The sequence below is a fragment of the Streptacidiphilus sp. ASG 303 genome (assembly GCF_020991365.1).
Lineage (GTDB): Bacteria > Actinomycetota > Actinomycetes > Streptomycetales > Streptomycetaceae > Peterkaempfera.
Genome location: NZ_JAJLRA010000004.1, coordinates 60,243 through 80,310, shown reverse-complemented (window position 1 = coordinate 80,310; position 20,068 = coordinate 60,243). Strand labels below are relative to the sequence as shown.

General features: G+C 74.9%; 14 protein-coding genes. 2 read left to right on the top strand and 12 right to left on the bottom strand.

The window, feature by feature from the left end; genetic code table 11:
* The first annotated feature begins 278 nt into the window (after positions 1–278).
* Entirely contained in the window at positions 279–896 is a 618-nt protein-coding gene (locus LO771_RS07170; protein ID WP_230649138.1) for a GNAT family N-acetyltransferase, read from the top strand.
* A 280-nt stretch (positions 897–1,176) separates the two neighbouring features.
* On the opposite strand, the gene trxA is transcribed toward LO771_RS07170, so the two are convergent.
* From trxA to LO771_RS07135, 7 genes are all read right to left on the bottom strand, one after another.
* Positions 1,177–1,509: a thioredoxin gene (gene trxA, locus LO771_RS07165; protein ID WP_230649137.1), complete on the bottom strand. Its 333-nt coding sequence runs from the start codon at positions 1,507–1,509 to the stop codon at positions 1,177–1,179.
* 143 nt (positions 1,510–1,652) lie between these two features.
* The gene (gene trxB, locus LO771_RS07160) at positions 1,653–2,636 is read right to left on the bottom strand and encodes a thioredoxin-disulfide reductase (RefSeq protein ID WP_230649136.1); all 984 of its coding nucleotides are present in this window, start codon (positions 2,634–2,636) and stop codon (positions 1,653–1,655) included.
* A 145-nt stretch (positions 2,637–2,781) separates the two neighbouring features.
* A complete protein-coding gene (locus LO771_RS07155) occupies positions 2,782–4,059 on the bottom strand; it encodes an anti-sigma factor (RefSeq protein ID WP_230649135.1) in 1,278 nt (425 codons plus the stop codon).
* Positions 4,056–4,952 carry an RNA polymerase sigma factor SigM gene (gene sigM / locus LO771_RS07150; protein ID WP_230649134.1) on the bottom strand — a complete coding sequence of 299 codons (897 nt, stop codon included), beginning with the start codon at positions 4,950–4,952 and terminating at the stop codon, positions 4,056–4,058. The genes LO771_RS07155 and sigM overlap by 4 nt, the downstream gene beginning before the upstream one ends.
* Positions 4,953–4,992: 40 nt before the next feature.
* A complete protein-coding gene (locus LO771_RS07145) occupies positions 4,993–6,858 on the bottom strand; it encodes a protein kinase family protein (RefSeq protein WP_230649133.1) in 1,866 nt (621 codons plus the stop codon).
* A gap of 238 nt (positions 6,859–7,096) precedes the next feature.
* Positions 7,097–9,379, bottom strand: a complete 2,283-nt coding sequence (gene murJ / locus LO771_RS07140) for a murein biosynthesis integral membrane protein MurJ (protein WP_230649132.1) — start codon at positions 9,377–9,379, stop codon at positions 7,097–7,099.
* 39 nt (positions 9,380–9,418) lie between these two features.
* Entirely contained in the window at positions 9,419–11,944 is a 2,526-nt protein-coding gene (locus tag LO771_RS07135) for a DUF6049 family protein (RefSeq protein WP_230649131.1), read from the bottom strand.
* 473 nt (positions 11,945–12,417) lie between these two features.
* On the opposite strand from LO771_RS07135, the gene LO771_RS07130 reads away from it, so the two are divergent.
* On the top strand, positions 12,418–13,809 hold the full coding sequence (locus LO771_RS07130) for a CCA tRNA nucleotidyltransferase (RefSeq protein WP_230649462.1): 1,392 nt from the start codon (positions 12,418–12,420) through the stop codon (positions 13,807–13,809).
* A 150-nt stretch (positions 13,810–13,959) separates the two neighbouring features.
* Here the strand turns inward: LO771_RS07130 and LO771_RS07125 are convergent, their stop codons facing one another.
* The 5 genes from LO771_RS07125 to LO771_RS07105 form a co-directional block, all read right to left on the bottom strand.
* Complete coding sequence (locus tag LO771_RS07125) at positions 13,960–14,559, bottom strand: hypothetical protein (RefSeq protein ID WP_230649130.1); 600 nt, start codon at positions 14,557–14,559, stop codon at positions 13,960–13,962.
* 450 nt (positions 14,560–15,009) lie between these two features.
* The gene (locus LO771_RS07120; RefSeq protein WP_230649129.1) at positions 15,010–15,729 is read right to left on the bottom strand and encodes a hypothetical protein; all 720 of its coding nucleotides are present in this window, start codon (positions 15,727–15,729) and stop codon (positions 15,010–15,012) included.
* 82 nt (positions 15,730–15,811) lie between these two features.
* Entirely contained in the window at positions 15,812–17,092 is a 1,281-nt protein-coding gene (locus LO771_RS07115) for an MFS transporter (protein WP_230649460.1), read from the bottom strand.
* A gap of 533 nt (positions 17,093–17,625) precedes the next feature.
* The gene (locus LO771_RS07110) at positions 17,626–18,708 is read right to left on the bottom strand and encodes an inositol-3-phosphate synthase (protein ID WP_230649128.1); all 1,083 of its coding nucleotides are present in this window, start codon (positions 18,706–18,708) and stop codon (positions 17,626–17,628) included.
* 181 nt (positions 18,709–18,889) lie between these two features.
* Complete coding sequence (locus LO771_RS07105; protein WP_230649127.1) at positions 18,890–19,495, bottom strand: PadR family transcriptional regulator; 606 nt, start codon at positions 19,493–19,495, stop codon at positions 18,890–18,892.
* Between the last annotated feature and the right edge of the window lie 573 nt (positions 19,496–20,068).

The following is a 20,068-nucleotide window of genomic DNA, read 5'->3' as shown; positions in this document are numbered from 1 at the left end:
CGGGTGACAGCTCAGCCCATCTCCCTGGAGGGGACATGCACGCCCTGTCGAGAACGGCACTCGTGGCGATCGGATTCGGGATCGGCGGTGTCGGCGGGTTCGTCGGCGGCCTTGTCGACGACCGGTTCCGCCGCCCCGGCGGGAGCGCCGACCGGCCCGCGGGCCGGTCCGCCGCGCACCCCGTCGGGGCGGGCGGGCGCGCCGGGGTCGGTGGCCGGAGCGGTGCCGCCGCGGTGGCTGCCTGTGCTCCGCGCGGCGTCCGTGTGAGGGTGTGAACCATGGGCCGCAGGATCGCTCCGCTGACGCTCGACAACCTCGCCGACCTCCCGCTGCCGTGCCGCTCCTGCGTCTTCTGGGAGCTCGACCCGGTGACCGGTGAGGCGGCCGTCAAGGGTGGCCGGCCGGAGCTGGAGAAGGAGGCCTGGATCTCGGGGGTCCTGCTCGACTGGGGGTCCTGCGGCCGCATCGTCCACGTGGACGACGTGCCGGTCGGCTTCGTGCTCTACGCCCCGCCCGCCTACGTGCCCCGGTCGCTGGCCTTCCCCACCAGCCCGGTCTCCCCCGACGCCGTGCAGCTCATCACCGCCCGGATCGTGCCCGGCTACCAGGGGCAGGGGCTGGGCCGGGTCCTGGTGCAGACGGTCGCCAAGGACCTGCTGCGGCGCGGCTTCCGGGCGGTCGAGGCGTTCGGCGACGCGCGGTGGGAGGCGCCGGGCTGCATCCTGCCCGCCGACCACCTGCTGGCGGTCGGCTTCAAGACGGTGCGTCCGCACCCCCGGCACCCCCGGCTGCGGCTGGAGATCCGGTCCGCCCTTTCGTGGAAGGGCGATGTGGAGGTCGCCCTGGAGCGGCTCCTCGGCGGGGCCCGCAAGGAGCCGGCACTGCGGCCGCTCTAGCAGGTCCGTCCTCCGGGGCCGCCGTGCCGCCTGCCGCCGGGGACGGCTCCCCGCCCGTCGGAAGGGGGCCCCCGCACCGCCTGGGGTCCACACCGGCCCGCCGGACGGCCTGCGCCCCGGCAGCGGGGCGGTCCGCATCCGTGGCGGGCGGCCAGGTGTCCGCGAGGGCCGGACCGGCCCGGGAGGGCTGCCGGACATGCGGGAGGCGGCCGCCCGGAAGGGCGGCCGCCTCGGTCACCGGCCGGTAGGGGCCGGTGTCAACGCGCGCGGACGGGTGCCGTCACTCGGAGATGAACGGCGCGAGGTCCTTGAGCAGCAGGGCCTTCGGCTTGGCGCCGACGATGGTCTTCACGACCTCGCCGCCCTGGTAGACGTTGAGGGTCGGGATGGAGAGGACGCCGTACTTGGCGGGCACCGCCGGGTTGGCGTCGATGTCCAGCTTGGCGACGGTGATCTGGTCGCCGTACTCGGCGGCGATCTCCTCCAGCGCCGGGGCGATCTGGCGGCACGGGCCGCACCAGGCGGCCCAGAAGTCGACGAGTACGGGCTTGTCGCTCTTCAGGACCTCGGTCTCGAAGGTGTCGTCCGTCACGGTGATGGTGGCGCCGGCCACAGGGACTCCTCGGGTGTGTCGGGGGATGCGCGACGCGGGGAGGATCGCGCGGTCTCACAGGGGACAACACGCGGCGGACGCGATCTGTTTCGGGACCGCCGCGCGGTGTTTCACGTGGAACAGGGGCCGCTGCCCGGGCGGGGTCAGAGGGCGGCGGCGGCCTGCTCGGGCTCGCGGGTGTGCTCGGGGGCGCTGTCGGCGAGGGCGGCGAGGTAGCGCTCGGCGTCCAGCGCGGCGGAGCAGCCGGTGCCGGCGGCGGTGATGGCCTGCCGGTAGGTGTGGTCCACGACGTCGCCGGCGGCGAAGACTCCCGCCAGGTTGGTGCGGGTGCTGGGCGCCTCGACCTTGAGGTAGCCCTCCTCGTCCAGCTCCAGCTGGCCCTTGAACAGCTCGGTGCGGGGGTCGTGCCCGATCGCGATGAACAGGCCGGTCACGGGCAGCTCGCGGGTCTCGCCGGTCTCGGTGTCGCGCAGGGTCAGGCCGGAGAGCTTGGGGTCGCCGTGGATGGCCTCGACGGCGCTGTTCCAGGCGAAGGAGATCTTCTCGTCGGCGAAGGCGCGCTCCTGCATCGCCTTGGAGGCGCGCAGGGTGTCGCGGCGGTGGACCAGGGTGACCGAGCGGGCGAAGCGGGAGAGGAAGGTGGCCTCCTCCAGGGCGGTGTCGCCGCCGCCGACCACGGCGATGTCCTGGTCGCGGAAGAAGAAGCCGTCGCAGGTGGCGCACCAGGAGACGCCGCGGCCGGAGAGCTCGTCCTCGCGGGGAAGGCCGAGCTTGCGGTGCTGGGAGCCGGTGGTCACGATGACGGCGCGGGCGCGGTGGACGGTGCCGGCGGAGTCGGTGACGGTCTTGACGTCGCCGGTGAGGTCGACGGAGACGATGTCGTCGGGGACGAGCTCCGCGCCGAACCGCTCGGCCTGGGCGCGCATGTTGTCCATGAGGTCCGGGCCCATGATGCCGTCGCGGAAGCCGGGGAAGTTCTCGACCTCGGTGGTGTTCATCAGGGCGCCGCCGGCGGAGACCGCACCCTCGAAGACCAGGGGCTTCAGGGACGCACGCGCGGTGTACAGGGCCGCCGTGTAGCCGGCCGGCCCGGAGCCGATGATGATCACGTTACGGACGTCGCTCACTGCATCTCCTGGTTCGCATCGCGGCCCGCGAGGTCTGCGGGAGGGCGGTCTGCTCCGCCGCCCGGGACAACGGTCCCCCATCCTCTCGCATTCCCGCAGGGGGCGCGGCCACCCGCGCCGCGGACGGCCTGCGGCGCGGCGCCGCTCAGCGACCGGTGACGGTCCGGTGCAGTCTGACCGTGCCCGGTGCGGCGGGCGCGCGCAGGTCGCAGGTGGCGTCGACCAGGAACACCTCCAGGTCCCCGTCTCCGTCCGCCGGGTACACGACGACGGCGACCGGGTCGCCCCGGAAGGTGCCGAGGTCGGTCGCCACGGGCCGGTCGTCGGCGCGGCCGGTGGCCTGCAGCACGCAGACCGGGAGCGACGGGGCGTCCTCCCCCCGGGACCCCGGCGCCGGACCGGCCCCCGCAGCGGCCCCGGGGCCCGTGGGGGACCCGGGCCGGACGGTCCCGTCCGCCCCCCGGGGACGGGATCCGGAGGAGGCGCCCGCCGGGGCGCTGGGCAGGGGCGAGACGGACGGGGCCGGGATCCGGTCCCCCACCAGCTGCATGATCTGCGGCCCGAGGTCCTGCTCGGTGTACTCGGTACCGGTGCCGCCGGCGCGGGGGGCGGCCCCCCGGGGCTGCGGGGCCTGCAGGGCGTGCGCCCCGCCGGGGGCGGAGCGGGCGGGCCCGCCCGCCTTGCCCTGCGCCCGCACGGCGGAGGCGGCGGAGTCGGCGGTGCTGCCGCCCCCGTCGTTGGTGAAGCCGTTCAGCAGCAGGCCGCCGAATCCGGCGACCACGGCCAGCGCGGCGGCGGCGAGCAGGACGCGCGCAGGGCGCCGCCGGGCGCGGCGCCCGGGCCCCGGGGCACCCGGCGCCGCGGTCCCGGATCCCCGCCCGGAGCGGCCGGGCGGCCGGGTCCTGCCGCCTCCCGCGGCCGTCCCGCCGTCACCGGTGCCGGCGGGCCGGGCGGCGCCTGCGGCCGCCGGGGTGCCGCGCGCCGGTGCCGGACGGGTCTCCCCGTCCTGGGCGGCCGCGTCCGGAGGGCGCTCCGCGCCGTCCCGGCCCGCGGGTCCGTCGGGCGCTCCGGGCGCCGCTGCGAGTGCCGCGGCCCAGGCGTCCCCGTCGCCGAGGGGGGCGGACGCGAGCAGTGCCTCCGCCGCGAGCGCGGCGTCGATGCGGCCCGCGACGTCGGCGGGCATCCGGGGGGTTCCGGAGTCGCCCAGGAGGGAGCGGATCTCCAGCAGTGCGTCCCTGGTGTCGGCGCACTCCGCGCAGCCGTCCAGGTGCGCGCGCACGGCATCGGCGTCCTGCGGCGGGAGAAGGTCCTCGGTGAGGTCCGCGATCTCCTCGACGGCGGGGTGGGAGACCGGTTCGGGGATGTCGGCGGCGCTGCGGGGAGGCGGCCCGGTCGGGCCGTCGCCCGGATCGATCGGCGTCATGCGGGTGCTGCACCTCCTCCTGCGGTCACGTCTCCGGTCGGGAGAGCCGCGGTCCTCCCTGGGACGGGGCCGCCGCCCGGAAGGTTCCCTCCCCCGCCGGGGCGGACACCCCCGGCGCGCCGGTCCGGCGGCGGGCCGTCCGCGCGGGAGGCCGCCCCCGGTGCGGTACGGGCGCCTGTTTCACGTGAAACACCGGCCGGCGGACCGTCGGCCGCGTCCCGCAGGTGCTTCAGCAGGGGCAGCAGGCGGGCCCTGCCGCGCGCGCAGCGGCTCTTGACGGTGCCGACCGGCACACCGAGAATCTCCGCCGCCTCGGCCACCGGGTAGCCCTGCATGTCGACCAGGACGAGCGCACTGCGCTGCTCGGCGGGGAGCTCGGCCAGGGCCGAGGCGAGCTCCCGGCGGAGCTCGCCCCGGACCACCGGGGCGTCCGCCGCCTCGTCGGCACCGAGCAGGGTGTCGATCCGCCGGTGGTCGTCGTCCAGCGGTGTGGTGCGGCGGGCCGCCGAGCGGCGCACGCGGTCCAGACAGGCGTTGACGACGATGCGGTGCAGCCAGGTGGTGACGGCGGAGCGCCCCTGGAAGGAGTGGGCGGCGCGGAAGGCGGAGATCAGCGCGTCCTGGACGGCGTCGGCGGCCTCCTCGCGGTCCCCGAGGGTGCGCAGGGCCACCGCCCACAGGCGGTCCCGGTGCCGCTGCACGAGTTCGCCGAAGGCGTGCGGGTCGCCCGCCACGTGGCGGGCGAGGAGCTCGTCGTCCGGGAGGTCCCGCAGCGCCCCCGGGCCGCCGCCGCCGACGGCGGCCGCGGCGGCGGGGGCACGGGGGGAGGAGTCGTCGGCGGACGGCACGGAGCCCTCCATCGGCACCTCCCCCTGTCCTCGGCTGCGCTCCACCCTGCCACCTGCCGCCGGATCCGTCAGCCCCGGCCCGTGCTCAGCCGAGCACCTTGATCTCGGCGATGCCGCCCCGGTACCTCCCCGGGCCCTCGGGCGGCAGCGAGGTGATGTGGATCAGGACGTAGCGCGTCCGGACCGGGGCGGCCGTCCGCACCGTCAGCAGCCTGCCCGCGACGGTCGTGCTCTGAAGCGTCCGGGGGAAGCCGTCCAGCGTGGCGGGAACGGCGGTGGCGTCCTCCGCGGCCGCGCGGACGTCGACCTCCTGTCCGGCGGCGTACATGGTGGCCTTCACCACGGAGACGTCCTGCACGTTGCCGAGGTCGACCACGATCCCGCTGCCGTCGGCGCGGTAGGAGAGGTTGCCGAACCTCGGCTGCCCCTTGAAGTGCGAGGTGATCCACGCGGTGCCGGGCCTGCCGTCGTGGGTGAGGCCGACCTCGTCCCCGGATATGGGCGGACCGAGGGGGGAGAACTCCGTCGCCCCCGCGATCGTCAGCGGCCTGGGCGGGGCCTTGGACTGCGTCCCGCCACCGCCCTTCTGCACCTCGGTGGACTGGGTCCGGGTGCCGGCCGAGTCCTCGCCCCGGTGGCGCATCCGGTCGGCCAGCAGCCAGCTGCCGAGTCCGACGGCCGCCAGCAGCACCAGGAAGGCGCCCCAGGTGGCGACCCGGGTGCCGCGCCCGCCGCTCCGCCGCGGCCGTGCCCCCGCGGGCGCCGGAGCGGTCGGCGCGTGCGCGTGGAAGGCCGTCCGCACGTGGTCGGCGGCTGCGGGCTTGGGGTACGTGGACGGGTAGGAGGGGGCCACCACCGGCTCCGGGTCCGGCGGGCGCGGCTTCGGCACCGCGGCGACGGCCGCGGCCAGCTCGTCGGGCGTGGTGATGGGCTCCAGGTGGCGCGGCGGGGTGTCGCAGACCGCCCGGACGGCGATCTCGGACAGGCCCCGGTGCACGCCCGCCCGCACCTGGTCCGGTGGCACGCAGCCGATCTCGCGGGGCATGCCCTGGAGGTCGTACCGGTCCTCGGGGTACGGCCAGCGGTGGGCCAGCGCCGCGTACAGCAGCGCGCCGACGGCGCGGGTGTCGTCCCGCTCCGCCTCCTCGTCGCTCAGGCCGTGCAGCGCCGCGTCCACGGCGATGCCGTTGATCCGGTACTGGCCGCTGTCGGTGCGCAGCACGCACTTGGGGGTGAGCCGCAGGTGGCACTGGCCGCGCCGGTGCGCGGCGGCGACCGCCTCGGTCACCTGGCGCACCATGCGGTAGGCCTCGTAGGGCTCCATGGGGCCGGCGGCCAGCAGGGTGCCCAGGTCGGTGGCGTCGGGCAGCCACTCGCGGACGATGTAGACCAGGTCGCCGTCGGTCACGGCGTCGAGGACCTGCACGAACCGCGGGTCGCCGAGGAGCGCGGCGGAGCGGGCGGCGGCGAGCACGGCGCGGGACCGCTCGTGCCCCGCGGCGAGCAGGTGGATGCCGACGGCGCGGCGCAGCTTCTCGTCGACGGCGCGCCAGCTGGTGAAGACGCCGGCCTGGGAGATGCACTCCTCCAGCCGGTAGCGGCCCGCGACCTTGTCGCCGCTGTGCCGCACGGGTGCGGGACGCAGGGTGGGCACCGGGTCGTCCGGCCCGTCCGTCCCCGGTGTCCGCGCGTCGTCGGCGGTGGCGGCCGCGCCGTTCACCCGGGCCGCGCCGTTCGTCAGGGGCGTGCCGTTCGTCAGGGGCGTGCCGGGCGTGCCCGGCGCCGGGGCCGCGACGGTGTCCTCCGTGCCCTCCTCGCCCGATCGGGCGGACTCCTGATGCCGACTGCCGGGGGCCGTCCGTCCGTCGCCCGCGCTGCCGGGGGCGGCGGCGGTACCGTCCGCGCCGTCCTCGGCCACCACGTCGACGGCGGCCCTGGTGCGATCCGCCACCGTCGTCCTGCCTCCCCTTGCGTCGCCCCGGATGATGTCAAAGCCGTCCAGGCCAATTGTGCCCAGTCTCCCTGTCCGAGTACGACCGGTGGGACGTCGGGAACGTTGCCCTGGGGTGACCGGAAGACCTCCGGCCCGGGTGCTTCCGGGTAGGAGGAGATCATCCCGGTCCGGACCCTCGGCACGCAAAGGGGCCCCGGGACCGACTACCCGGTCCCGGGGCCCGCACGCGCGTGTCTCAGCGGCCGAGACGCCCCCGGACCATGCCGACCATGGAGTTGACCTCCTCGACCCGCAGCACCCGGGCGGCGGCGACGAAGACCGCCAGCTGCACGCCCACGGCGACGAGCAGGGCGACGACGCTGCCGACCCAGCCGGAGAGCAGGTGGGAGACGGCGAGAGCCGTGCAGAGGCCGGCGGCGGCGGACGGCACGCAGGCCGCGATCAGGCGGCTGTAGGTCCGTCCGACCCGCCTGCCGTCGATGTCGCCGATCCGGCGCTTCAGCTTGGGCACGGCCACGGTCACGCCCACCACGTAGGCCAGGCCGTAGACGGCGGCCATGCCGGTGACCGCCCACTGGCTGGGCAGCAGGAGGTAGCAGAGGACGGACGCCACGGCGTTGGTCGCCGCCACCCACACCGTGTTGGAGAAGGGGGTGCGGGTGTCCTCGTAGGCGTAGAAGCCGCGCAGCAGCACGTACTGGGCCGAGTACGGGATCAGGCCGAGGGCGAAGGCGGAGAGCATGTAGCCGGCCGACCGGCCGCCGTGGTCGCCGCCGATGTCGTAGATGGCCGAGCCGATCCAGGGCCCGAGTGCGAGGAAGAGGAAGGCGGCGGGGACGACGGCCACCGCCGAGGTCCGCAGACCGTAGGAGATGTCGTCGCGGACGGCGCCCGCGTCGCCGTCGGAGGCGGCCCGGGAGATGCGGGGCAGGACGGCGCTCATCACGGAGACGGTGATGACGGCCTGCGGGAGCTGCCACAGCAGCTGGGCGTTGGAGAAGGCGGCGAGGCCGACGTTCTCGAAGCCGTGGCTCTTGGCGACCTTCTCGGCGGCCGTGGCGAGCTGGGTGACGACCAGGAAGCCGGCCTGGTTGACCAGGACGAAGAGGAAGGTCCAGCGGGCGAGCCGGGCGGCGTGGCCGAGGCCGTGGCCGCGCCAGTCGAACCGGGGGCGGTAGTGGAAGCCCGCGGCCCGCAGGTAGGGGATCATCGCCAGCGCCTGGACCGCGAGGCCGAGCAGGGTGCCGATGCCGAGCAGCCGGATGCCCTCGGGGGAGATGGTCCCGGGCTGGACCTTCGTGGTGGAGAAGGTGCCGAAGGCCCAGATGTACATCCCGAAGGTGAAGATCACCACGATGTTGTTGAGGACCGGGGTCCACATCATCGCGCCGAAGCGGCCGCGGGCGTTGAGGATCTGCCCCATCACCACGTGGACGCCCATGAAGAAGATGGTGGGCAGGCAGTAGCGGGCCAGGGCGACCGTCGTGTCCGCGCTGGCGGGGTTCTGCATCATCGAGTTGGAGACCATCCGCACCAGCAGCGGGGCGCCGAGGACGGTCAGGAACACCACGCCGGCCAGGCCGACGACCACCAGGGTGAGGAGGCGGTTGGCGTAGGCGGTGCCGCCGTCCTCGTCGTTCTTCATGCTCCGCACGAGCTGGGGGACGAAGACGGCGTTCAGCGCGCCGCCGCCGACCAGGATGTACAGCAGCGTGGGGAGGGTGTTGGCGGCGGTGTACGAGCTTCCGGTGAGGCCCATGCCGATGGCCGCCGCGATGACCATCGTGCGGAGGAAGCCCGTTCCACGTGAAACAAGGGTGCCGGCGGCCATGACGGCGCTGGAGTTCAGCAGGCCGGACACCTTGCCGCCCTTGCGCGGCGCCCCGTCCCCGCCCCGGGCCTCCTCGGCCTCCTCCTCCAGCGGCGGTTCGACGGCGATCAGCGGCACGGTCCCGCTGTCCTCCGCGTGGAGGTCGCCGGAGGCCTCGCCGTACCAGTTGGGGGCGTACTCCTCGGCGACGCCGGCCTCGTAGGCGGACCCGGTGTACTCCTCCCGGGCCCTGCCGCGGCCGGCGGGCCCGCCGAGGAGGCCGTCCATGCCGACGTACTCGGTGGTCTCGCTGTCCCAGGCGGAGCCGCCCCGGCCGTCCTGCGCGAACCCGTCCTGCGCGTACCCGTCCTGCGCGAACCCGTCCTGGGCGTACCCCTCCTGCGGGTGCCCGCCCTGGGCCTGGGACGCCCCGCCGTACCCCTCCTGGGCGTACCCGCCGTGCGCGTACCCGGCCTGCCCCTGGGCCGGGGCCTGGGGCTGCGCCGCGGCCGCGTACGGGTCCCCGGCACGGGCCCCGGCCCCGTACGGGTCCTGCAGCGGGTCGGCCTGGCCGTACGGGTCCGCCGCGTACGGGTCCCGGCCGTAGGTGTCCTGCAGGTACGGGTCCGCGCCGGGCGCCGGGGCGGCGGCGCCGGGCCGGCCCTGGGGGACGCGGTCCTGTGCTCTGTCGTCGCGCGGCGCGCTCATGCCACCTCTTCGCTGGTCAGGTCGGGCTGTCTGCGGGGTTCAGGGCCCCACCTTCTCATTGCGGGCCGGGTGTTCCGCGTCTTCGCCGCCGCCGGCCGCCGAGCCCCCGGCACGGGAGCCCCCGGCGCGGGCGTCGTCCCGGGGGGAGTCCTCCCCGACGGTACCGGGCCGGGGCCCGGCCGGGTCCGCGCCGCCGTCGGGCCGCTCGGCGCCCTCGGAGGCGGGCTCCGTGCCGTCGTCGCCGCGCTTCCTCCGCTGGAGGTAGATGCGCACGCCCGCGAGCAGCACCAGGACCACGCCGCCGGCGATGACCCAGAGCACGCCGCTGCTGACGTCGGTCACCTTGAGGTCGAACTCGACCGGGTCCCCGTACGCCTGCGGGTCGTCGCCGGTGGTCCACAGCTGGGCGGTCATGTGGACGGTGCTGTTGACCGAGGCCTTGGCCGGGAACCGGACCGACTTCTTCACCTCGCTGTCGATGTCCAGCGTCTCGGGTGTCGGCCTGTAGACGGTCAGGTAGGTCGACGGCACCGCGGTGAGCCGGACCTCCAGGTTGCGGACGGGCTGGGTCAGGCCGTTCTCGACGCTGACCTGGATCATGCCCGAGTCGCCGGAGAGGGTGGTGTCGCTCTTCTTCACCAGGCGCACCGCGGAGGTGAGCGTCCCCAGGTAGTCCCCGACGCCGTCGCGGTAGGCCCGGCCGCCGGGGCGGTCGGTCCGCCAGGCCGTGGACGTCGCCCGCAGTATCGCCCGGTTGAACGGGCCGCGGACCCGCTCCGGCTGGGTGAGGACCTCCATCAGCCGGTCGAGGCCGCGCTGCGTGCCCATGATCTGCGACAGCGCCGCGTGGGAGAGCTCGGTCGCGCGCGCCGCCCTCGGGTACCGGGCGGCGGAGGGCACCCGCGTGGTGGCGGCCGGGTCCTTCGGGGCCCGGGCCACCGTGCTGAGGGTCGCCTGCGTCGCCCACTTGCCGGCGGTCGCCTGGGACAGGGCCTCGGCCAGGGTGTCGGCCGCGTCCGCGGACATGCCCCGCGGCGGCATCACGAGGATGCTGCGCTGCAGGTTGGGCTGCTCCAGGGTGATGGTGAGGGTCTCGGCGAGGAACCGCTGCACCGCCAGCCGCCGTGCCGCCTGCGTGCCGAGGTTCCCCGTGAAGAGGCCGGAGGCGGCGGCGTCGGAGACCACCGCCGTCATGCCGCCGCCGATGGGCCGTGCGGCGTTGGCGGTGTGGGTCACCGACCCGGCCTCGGGCATGTCGGCGCCGTTCACCAGCAGCAGGCGGCTCCCGGTGGTGCGGGCCGTCCCGACCACCTGCGGGTCGACGTGTCCCTGGTAGGGCCAGGCCACGTCGTTGCGGGCGTCCGTCGCGAGCTGGTACTCGGTGGTCACGTCGCCCGCCGCGACGGAGCGCTTCAGCGCGGTGTCCAGGCCCGCGACGCCGCGGCCGTTGTGCGCGACCGACGCCAGGTCCGGGTCGGCGTACGGGAGGGCCACCACCTCGTTGCCCCGGACCGCGTTGCGCAGCATGGCCAGCCAGGTCGCGGCCCGGTCGCCGCCGGTGCCGGGGGTGGTGTCGGCCCGGGTCGCGGCCTCGCCCTGGGTGCCCTTGTTCTGCACCTGGTACGGCTTCTGCATGGCGGCGGCCGTGTCGAGCAGGTCGCCGTCGACCGCCCAGGTCACCTTCGACAGGCTGCCGCCCGCCGTCACCAGCTCGTTCAGCCGGCCGCCGGGCGCCAGCTCCTCCGCCATGCCGTCGCCGCGCAGCACCGGTACCGGCGACTGCGTCGTGTCCGCGAGGGTCTGCGGGACCAGCTGCGGGGCGTCGGTGACCGGCCACACGGTGGCGATCCGCGTCCGCGGGATGTCCCCCGGGGCCGGGTAGTACGGCAGGAACGTGCGGGCGATGCCCAGCGTGCCCGGGAGGGCTCCCGCCGCCTGGGCGGGTCCGTGGACGTCGACGGCCAGCTCGTACACCCCGTTGTCGGAGAGCCCGAGCTGGGACGCCTTGGCGGTCACGGTGAACGGCCGGGTGGCGCCCGGCGCCAGGTCGGCGAGGGCGGAGCCGACCCCGGGGACCGCCTGCCCGTCCCCCATGACCGGGTCGGTGCGGCCGGCGACGATCGCGATCTGGCTGCGGATCCGCAGCGGCTGCCCGGTGCCGGTGCGCAGCCCGACGGCGGCGCCGTGCACGACCCGTCTGCCCCCGTTGGTCACCGTGCCGCTGACGGTGACCTTCGCGTCGCGCCCGGACAGGTGGGACGGCGAGACGGAGCCGATCGCGAGGGACACCGGGTAGCGGGCGGACGGCCTGCTGGCGCCCGGCAGCCGGCCGGCCCCGGAGGCCGCGGCCGCGGGGACGGCGGCGGCCGGTCCGGCCTGCGGCGCGAGGACGGGCGCGGCACCGGGCACGGTGCCGGCCTGCGCGGCGGGGGCCGCCGCGGTGCCCCCGAACAGCGCCAGCGCACAGGCGCCCGCCAGTGCGGCGCCGCGGCGGAGCGGCCCGGCCGCACCGCCCGGCCGCAGGCCGCGGCCCGACCTCCCCGCGTACCGTGCTGCCTCGCCCACGCGCCTCGCCCTCGCCGTTCTCTTCGCCGTCGCCGCTGCCACTGCTGCGGGCCCCGCCGGTGCCGTGTACCTGTGTGCCGTGCCGTGCCGTGCCGTGCCTGTCGTGCCGTGTCCCGCGCGCTGCACGGGGCCTGTGTGCCGTTGCGGGCCTTCCTGTGCGCCGCCGGTTCCGTGCGCGCCGTACAGGGGCCCGTGCGTCCTCACAGGTCCCGCGCCGTCCGTGCGGGGCCGTGCTCCGTCCAGGGTGCCGCGCGATGCCGCGCCCTGGCATGGTAACGACGGTCCGGCGGCCCCGGTGATGCGGCCCGGGAGGCCCCCGCCGGGGAAACACGGCGGCGGGCCGGCGGCGCGGGCACGTACCCTTGTGGGTCGTGCCTAACGTCAACATTCCCGGCAGCCCCGAACCCGCCGCAGCGACCGCCGCCCCTGCCCCGCGCGCCCTCTCCGAGGCCCAGGAGAGCGGTGTCCGGGAGCTGCTCCGGGTCGCACCGGTCGCCGTCGACATCGCCCGCCGCTTCGCCGATGCGGGCTTCCGGCTTGCGCTGGTCGGCGGCTCCGTGCGCGACGCGCTGCTGGGCAGGCTCGGCAACGACCTCGACTTCACCACCGACGCCCGCCCCCAGCAGGTGCTGAAGCTCGTGAAGGGCTGGGCCGACGCCGTCTGGGACGTCGGCATCGCGTTCGGCACGGTCGGCGCCCGCAAGGACACCCCGCAGGGCAGCTTCCAGATCGAGATCACCACCTACCGGTCCGAGGCCTACGACCGCACCTCGCGCAAGCCCGAGGTGACCTACGGCGAGACCATCGGGGAGGACCTGGTCCGGCGCGACTTCACCGTCAACGCGATGGCCCTGGACCTGCCGGACCGGGTGTTCGTCGACCCGCACCACGGGCTGGAGGACCTCGCCGCGCGCGTGCTGCGCACCCCGGGCACCCCGGAGGAGTCCTTCTCCGACGACCCGCTGCGGATGCTGCGCGCCGCGCGCTTCGCCGCCCAGCTCGACTTCGAGGTGGCACCCGAGGTCGTCGCCGCGATGACCGCCATGGCCGAGCGGATCACCATCGTCTCCGCCGAGCGCGTCCAGGGCGAGATCAACAAGCTGCTCCTCGCGCCCCACCCCCGCAAGGGCCTGAAGCTGCTGGTCGACACCGGCCTCGCCGACCACGTGCTGCCGGAGCTCCCGGCCCTGCGCCTGGAGCGGGACGAGCACCACCGCCACAAGGACGTCTACGAGCACACCCTGACCGTGCTGGAGCAGGCCATCGCCCTGGAGACGGACGGGCCCGACCTGGTGCTGCGCCTCGCCGCGCTGCTCCACGACATCGGCAAGCCCCGCACCCGGCGCTTCGAGTCCGACGGCCGGGTCTCCTTCCACCACCACGAGGTGGTCGGCGCCAAGATGACCCGCAAGCGGATGCGGGAGCTGAAGTACTCCAAGGAGCTGACCGAGGACGTCTCCCGGCTGGTCGAGCTCCACCTGCGCTTCCACGGCTACGGCAGCGGCGAGTGGACCGACTCGGCGGTGCGCCGCTACGTCCGCGACGCCGGGCCGCTGCTGGAGCGCCTGCACCGGCTGACCCGCTCCGACTGCACCACCCGCAACCGCAAGAAGGCCGCCGCCCTCTCCCGCACCTACGACACGCTGGAGGAGCGCATCGGGCGGCTGCGGGAGCAGGAGGAGCTGGACGCCATCCGGCCCGACCTGGACGGCAACCAGATCATGGAGATCCTGGGCATCGCACCGGGCCGGGAGGTCGGCCTGGCCTACCGGCACCTGCTGGACCTGCGCCTGGAGAACGGCCCCATGGAGCACGAGGCGGCCGTCGCCGCGCTCAAGGAGTGGTGGGCCGGCCGGCAGGCCTGAGCACGCCGGAGGGCCGGGCCGCGCCGTGCAGGCGCGGCCCGGCCCGGCGGGCACTCCCTCACCGGCCCTCCCGGACGGGTCCGTCCGTGAGGGGCTGACGGCCCGGGGCCGGCCGCCCGGGACCACGTGTCCGGGACCACGTGTCCGGGACTACTTGTTCGGGGCCAGGCAGAGCACGAACTTCGACGACCCCTGCTGCTGGTAGTAGCCGCTCCGGGCGCCCTGGTCGGCGAACTTCTCGCACCGCTGGATGTCCGTGGCGTCGTCGATCTTGCCCACGACCCGGAACTCGGCCTGCGTGCTGCCGCAGTCCACGATGTGCATGTCGGGATTGAACCCCGAGCCGCTGTTGTGCATGCAGTCGCCGACCGACGCCGACGAGGGCTCGTCGGCGAGGTCGAGGCCCGCACCGAGCACGATGAGGGCCAGCAGGGCCACCGGGAGCACCAGCACCCACGAGCCGGGGCGCGCGAAGATCGGCCTGCCGGGGTTCATCGGCATGCCGGGGGCGCCGGGCAGCGGGGGAGGCAGCTTGTTGATCTTTGCCCGCTGGGGCAGGTTCAGCAGCATCGTGATCGGGTTGATGATCATCGACCCGATGCCCCACCAGCCCTGCCAGAGGCTCTTGCTGGTCATGTCCCGGTGTGCGGCGATGCCGCAGGTGCGGCAGAACGGACCCCTGAGCTTGAGGAACCGCATGATGACCACCATCCCCTGGTGGCCGCGGACGGTGGCGTCGACCGCCGGCACCGAGCCGCAGAACCGGCACACCGGACCCTGGCCGGGAGGCGGCGGGAAGCCCGCGCCCGGCATCGGCGCCCCCGCGGGGGGCGGGAAGCCCGCGCCCGGCATCGGCGCCCCCGCGGGGGGCGGGAAGCCGTACCCGGGCGCCGGTGCCGGCGCGGGCGGGGCCAAGCCCGGGCCGGGTGCCGGTGCGCCCGGCGGCGGGAAGCCGTACCCGGGTGCGGGGGCCTGCGGCGGTACGGGTGAGGCGTAGGGGTTCTGGCCCGCCGGGACGGGGCTCGGAGGCTGCAGGGGGGGCGGTGTGGTCATGGGTCCCTCGTGTCCGTGGCGGCGGGTCGCAGCCCCGAACGATAGGAGTGCGTGCCGGCACGCGGTGGGCTGAATCGGGCAGGAAGCGCGTCCGGTGGCCGAATCGTGACGGTGCGACGACCCGTCATCCCCGGTCCGGAGCGCGGTTCACGGGGAGGTGACGCCGGGCAGGCCGGATCCGGTCCCGCCGGAGGCGGTCCCCCCGGAGGACGTGTCGCCGGAGGAGGAGCCGCCCGGTGCGGCTGCTCCGGCCCCGGGCGTGTGGGGCCCGAGGCAGAGCACGTAGTGGCTGCGGTGCCTGCGGCTCCCCTTGCTGCCGCTGAAGGCGGCCGAGGTCCCGGGCACGTCGTCGCACCTGCTCGTCAGGGAGGTCCCGGTGTAGCGGGCCAGCACCCTGTACGCGGCCTTGGGATCGCTGCACGGCACGACCTCGACGTCGTCCGACGCGACCTGGTGCACGCAGTCGCCGACGTTCGCGTAGTCCGGGTCGCTGTCCTTGGTGACGAGGTGCCAGACGAAGAAGCCGCCTGCGATCACCAGGAGCACGCCGAACTTGACCAGTCCCCCCGTCAGGCGGCGTGAGGACCGCCCCGCGGGGGGCTGCGGAACCGGCGGCGGGTGGCCGCCGGGGACGCCGTACGGCGGCTGCGGCGGCGGGACGGGGGCGCCGTACGGCTGCGGCGGGGCGGGGAAGGGCCCGCCCTGGCCGTACGCCGGCGGGAGGGGGGCGCCGTACGGCGGCTGCGGCGGCTGCGCCTGCGGCGGGTAGCCGTAAGGGGCCTGCGGCTGCGGTGGGCCGTAGGGGCCGGGCGGCGGCACGCCGGGCCCGGCGTACGGGTTGTGTGGCGGTGGCGGTGGTGCGGTCATGGGGTCCCCCGTCGTCTGGCGGCACGCTGCGGCGGCCGTTCGAGTCCAGCACCGTAGCGCCTCCGGCCCCGTCCCCGCCCGTTCACCCGGTGGCGGGGTGCTCCCCGTGCGGCCGCGGCGGCGGGGTGCGGCGCGCCGCCCGCGCGTACCAGACCGCCGTCAGCGCGTACAGCACCCCCACGCCCGCCACCACCGCGGGCGACCGGCCCGACAGGGGCAGCACCGCGGCGGTGAGCGCCGCGGCCGCGACGAACGCCACGTTGAAGAGCACGTCGTACACGGCGAAGACCCGGCCCCGGTAGTCGTCCTCCACCGAGCTCTGCACGATGGTGTCGGTGGAGATCTTCGCGCCCTGGGTGATCACCCCCAGCAGCAGCGCCGCCGCGTGCGTCGGCACGAGGGCGAAGAACAGGCCCAGGCCCGGGACGAAGAGCGCGGCCGCCGCCAGGCACGCCGTCATCCATCCCGCCACCCCGAGCCGCCGCGTCGCCGCCGGGCTCACCACGGCGGCGAGGAAGAAGCCCGCCCCCGAGACGCCCACGGCGACGCCGAGGGTGCCCATGCCCCCGGCCTCGTCCGCCGGGTCGTTGAACGTGTAGCGGCTGAGCATCAGCACCACGACGATGAGCACGCCGTAGCAGAAGCGGGTGACCGTCACCGCGGCCAGCGCGTGGACCGCGGGGCGGCAGTCGCGCACCAGGTGCCGCACGCCGTCCGCCAGGCCGCGGGCCGTCTCGCCGACGGCCTGCCGCAGCGCGGGCCGGTCCGGGCGGTGCTCCGGACCGAGCAGGTCGGGCGCCATGCGGAGGGCCGACAGCGACGCGCCCAGGTAGAGCAGGGCGGCGAGCACCACCAGCACGGAGTCCGAGGCGGTGCCGTGCGGGAGCACCAGGTTGACGAGGAAGGCGGCGCCGCCGCCGGCGGTCGCGGCCACGGTGCCCAGGGTGGGGGAGACGGCGTTCGCGGTCACCAGGTGGCGGTCGTCCACCACCCGGGGCAGCGCCGCCGACAGTCCCGCCAGGATGAACCGGTTGAGGGCCGTCACCAGCAGCGCGGCGCCGAAGAACAGCCCGTCCGGCGCCCGGCCCAGCACCAGCGCGGCGGTGGCCAGCCCGAGGACGAACCGGCCCAGGTTGCCCAGGAAGAGCACCTGCCGACGCCGCCAGCGGTCCAGCAGGACCCCGGTGAACGGTCCGACCAGGGAGAACGGCAGCAGCATGACGGCCAGCGCCGAGGCGATGGCGGCGGGGGTGGCCTGCCGCTCCGGGGAGAAGATCACATGCGAGGCGAGCGACACCTGGAAGACGCCGTCCGACAACTGCGACAGGACCCGTACGGTCAGCAGCCGCCGGAAGTCCCGCATCCGGAGCAGGGCGGCCGGTCCCGCCCGGCGGGGCTGCTGCCCGGGTGGTCCGGTGGGTCCGGCTGCCTGCTGCGGGGTGGGCACGGAGGCGGGCCCGTCGGTGATCGCCACCCGCCAAGGGTGGCACGCCGCCGCCCCGACGGACGCGAACGAGGGGCCCCCGGCCCGTGACCTGCACGGACGGGGGCCCCTCGGGGAGAGCCCGTTGCTCGGCGCTCAGCACACGGCCGAACGCCTCGCTCCGCTCAGCGCTCGGCGCACTGCCGAACGCCTCGCTCCGCTCAGCGCTCGGCGCACTGCCGAACGCCTCGCTCCGCTCAGCGCTCGGCGCACTGCCGAACGCCTCGCTCCGCTCAGCGCTCGGCGCACTGCCGAACGCCTCGCTCCGCTCAGCGCTCGGCGCACTGCCGAACGCCTCGCTCCGCTCAGCGCTCGGCGCACTGCCGAACGCCTCGCTCCGCTCAGCGCTCGGCGCACTGCCGAACGCCTCGCTCCGCTCAGCGCTCGGCGCACTGCCGAACGCCTCGCTCTGCTCAGCGCTCGACGTCGCCGCGGATGAACTTCTCCACGTTGTCGCGGGCCTCGTCGTCGAAGTACTGCACCGGCGGGGACTTCATGAAGTACGACGACGCGGAGAGGATCGGGCCGCCGATGCCGCGGTCCTTGGCGATCTTCGCGGCGCGCAGCGCGTCGATGATCACACCGGCGGAGTTCGGGGAGTCCCAGACCTCGAGCTTGTACTCGAGGTTCAGCGGGACGTCGCCGAACGCGCGGCCCTCGAGGCGGACGTACGCCCACTTGCGGTCGTCGAGCCAGGCCACGTAGTCGGACGGGCCGATGTGGACGTTCTTCGCGCCCAGGTCCCGGTCCTTGATCTGCGAGGTGACGGCCTGGGTCTTCGAGATCTTCTTCGACTCGAGGCGGTCGCGCTCGAGCATGTTCTTGAAGTCCATGTTGCCGCCGACGTTCAGCTGCATGGTGCGCTCGAGGATGACGCCGCGGTCCTCGAAGAGCTTCGCCATCACGCGGTGGGTGATGGTGGCGCCGACCTGCGACTTGATGTCGTCGCCGACGATCGGCACGCCGGCCTCGGTGAACTTGTCCGCCCACTCCTTGGTGCCGGCGATGAAGACCGGGAGGGCGTTGACGAACGCGACCTTGGCGTCGATGGCGCACTGCGCGTAGAACTTCGCGGCGTCCTCGGAGCCCACGGGCAGGTAGCACACCAGCACGTCGACCTGCTGGTCCTTGAGGACCTGGACGACGTCCACGGGCTCCTCGGAGGACTCCTCGATGGTCTCGCGGTAGTACTTGCCGAGGCCGTCCAGGGTGTGGCCGCGCTGCACGGTGACGCCGGTCGGCGGCACGTCGCAGATCTTGATGGTGTTGTTCTCGCTGGCGACGATGGCGTGGGCCAGGTCCTGGCCGACCTTCTTGGCGTCCACGTCGAACGCGGCGACGAACTCGACGTCGCGGACGTGGTACTCGCCGAACTGGACGTGCATCAGGCCGGGGACCTTGGAGGCCGGGTCGGCGTCCTTGTAGTACTCGACGCCCTGCACCAGCGAGGCGGCGCAGTTCCCCACGCCGACGATGGCTACGCGAACCGAACCCATTCCGGTTGCTCCCTGTGTTCTCAAGAGGACCACCGCCTTGTGGCGGTCCTCAGCTTGGTTGCTTCACGGACGGTCCGGTGCGGCATGGCCTGTTCGGGCCCGTCCTCCTTGCAGTCGACGGCAGTCCCCCCTGCCGCTCCTGCGCTCCGACCTCGGCGTCGGTCGTCGCGTTGTCGCGTCGTCAGCGCTCCGGCCGGTCCGGTGGCAGGTCGGGGCTGCTCCGGCCGCTCCGGTTGGCGCGCTCGGTCTCGATGAGCTCGTTGAGCCACCGGACCTCCCGCTCCACGGACTCCAGGCCGTGCCGCTGCAGTTCGAGGGTGTAGTCGTCCAGCCGCTCGCGGGTGCGGGCGAGCGAGGTGCGCATCCGCTCGAGGCGCTCCTCCAGCCGGCTGCGGCGCCCCTCGAGGACGCGCATCCGGACGGCCTTGTCGGTACGGCCGAAGAACGCGAAGTGGACGCCGAAGTGCTCGTCCTCCCACGCGTCGGGACCCGAGTCGGAGAGCAGCTCCTCGAAGCGCTGCTTCCCTTCCGGGGTCAGCCGGTAGACGATCTTCGACCGCCTGCCGTTGAGGGCGGTGGCGGGCACGTACTGCTCGTCCGGGTTGTCCTCCACCAGGAAGCCCTGGGCCACCAGGCTCTTCAGGCAGGGGTAGAGCGTTCCGTACGAGAAGGCGCGGAAGGAGCCCAGCAGGACGTTGAGCCGCTTGCGCAGCTCGTAGCCGTGCATCGGGGCGTCGTGCAGCAGGCCGAGCACGGCGAACTCCAGGATTCCCGAACGCCTGCTCATCTCCGCCTCGCCTCCCTCCGGGGCCCGTGCCGCGAGCCGGTGCATCGGGGCGATATGCCGCCGCGATGTATCGGCTCGATATATCGAGCACCATAGGCCGGTGCGCTCTCCAGGGCAAGCCTCGGCGGGGGGAGCGGTGGGTGAAAGCGATCACAAGGCCGGTGCGGGACCCCCGGGAGCCCGGCAGGGCAACGGGCGGGTAATGTTCTGCGACCGCTTTGCCGGAAATGGCACACGATGCCCGATTGGTGGGGTGCGGCGCCTGCGTACGCTGTCCGCTGTGCACTGGGGAACGGGGAACCGAAGCGGAGTACGGGACGTCATTGTCCCCGGTGCATTCCGCCGTGCCGGGCAGCACAGGTCCGGACGGCAGGTGATTCGGGGGAATCCCGCAGGCGCTCGCACCGCCTGCGGGGAGTCGACATGGACTACCGCCTTCAGGCCTGAGCGCCTGGCCGAGGAGTAGCTGGAGCATGAGCGAACACCGGCGCAAACCGCCGCACGGCGACGGCAACGCCCCTGGACGCCGTGGCGCGCAGCCCGGAGGCGGGCGTCAGCCCGCCGGCGGCGGCC

What these genes read in the sequence shown, in the direction of transcription:
- LO771_RS07105 (WP_230649127.1), bottom strand. Translation starts at nt 19,495, where the DNA reads ATGAGCAGGCGTTCGGGAATCCTGGAGTTCGCCGTGCTCGGCCTGCTG.
- LO771_RS07110 (WP_230649128.1), bottom strand. Translation starts at nt 18,708, where the DNA reads ATGGGTTCGGTTCGCGTAGCCATCGTCGGCGTGGGGAACTGCGCCGCC.
- murJ (WP_230649132.1), bottom strand. Translation starts at nt 9,379, where the DNA reads ATGAGCGCGCCGCGCGACGACAGAGCACAGGACCGCGTCCCCCAGGGC.
- LO771_RS07155 (WP_230649135.1), bottom strand. Translation starts at nt 4,059, where the DNA reads ATGACGCCGATCGATCCGGGCGACGGCCCGACCGGGCCGCCTCCCCGC.
- LO771_RS07170 (WP_230649138.1), top strand. Translation starts at nt 279, where the DNA reads ATGGGCCGCAGGATCGCTCCGCTGACGCTCGACAACCTCGCCGACCTC.
- LO771_RS07120 (WP_230649129.1), bottom strand. Translation starts at nt 15,729, where the DNA reads ATGACCGCACCACCGCCACCGCCACACAACCCGTACGCCGGGCCCGGC.
- LO771_RS07115 (WP_230649460.1), bottom strand. Translation starts at nt 17,092, where the DNA reads ATGCGGGACTTCCGGCGGCTGCTGACCGTACGGGTCCTGTCGCAGTTG.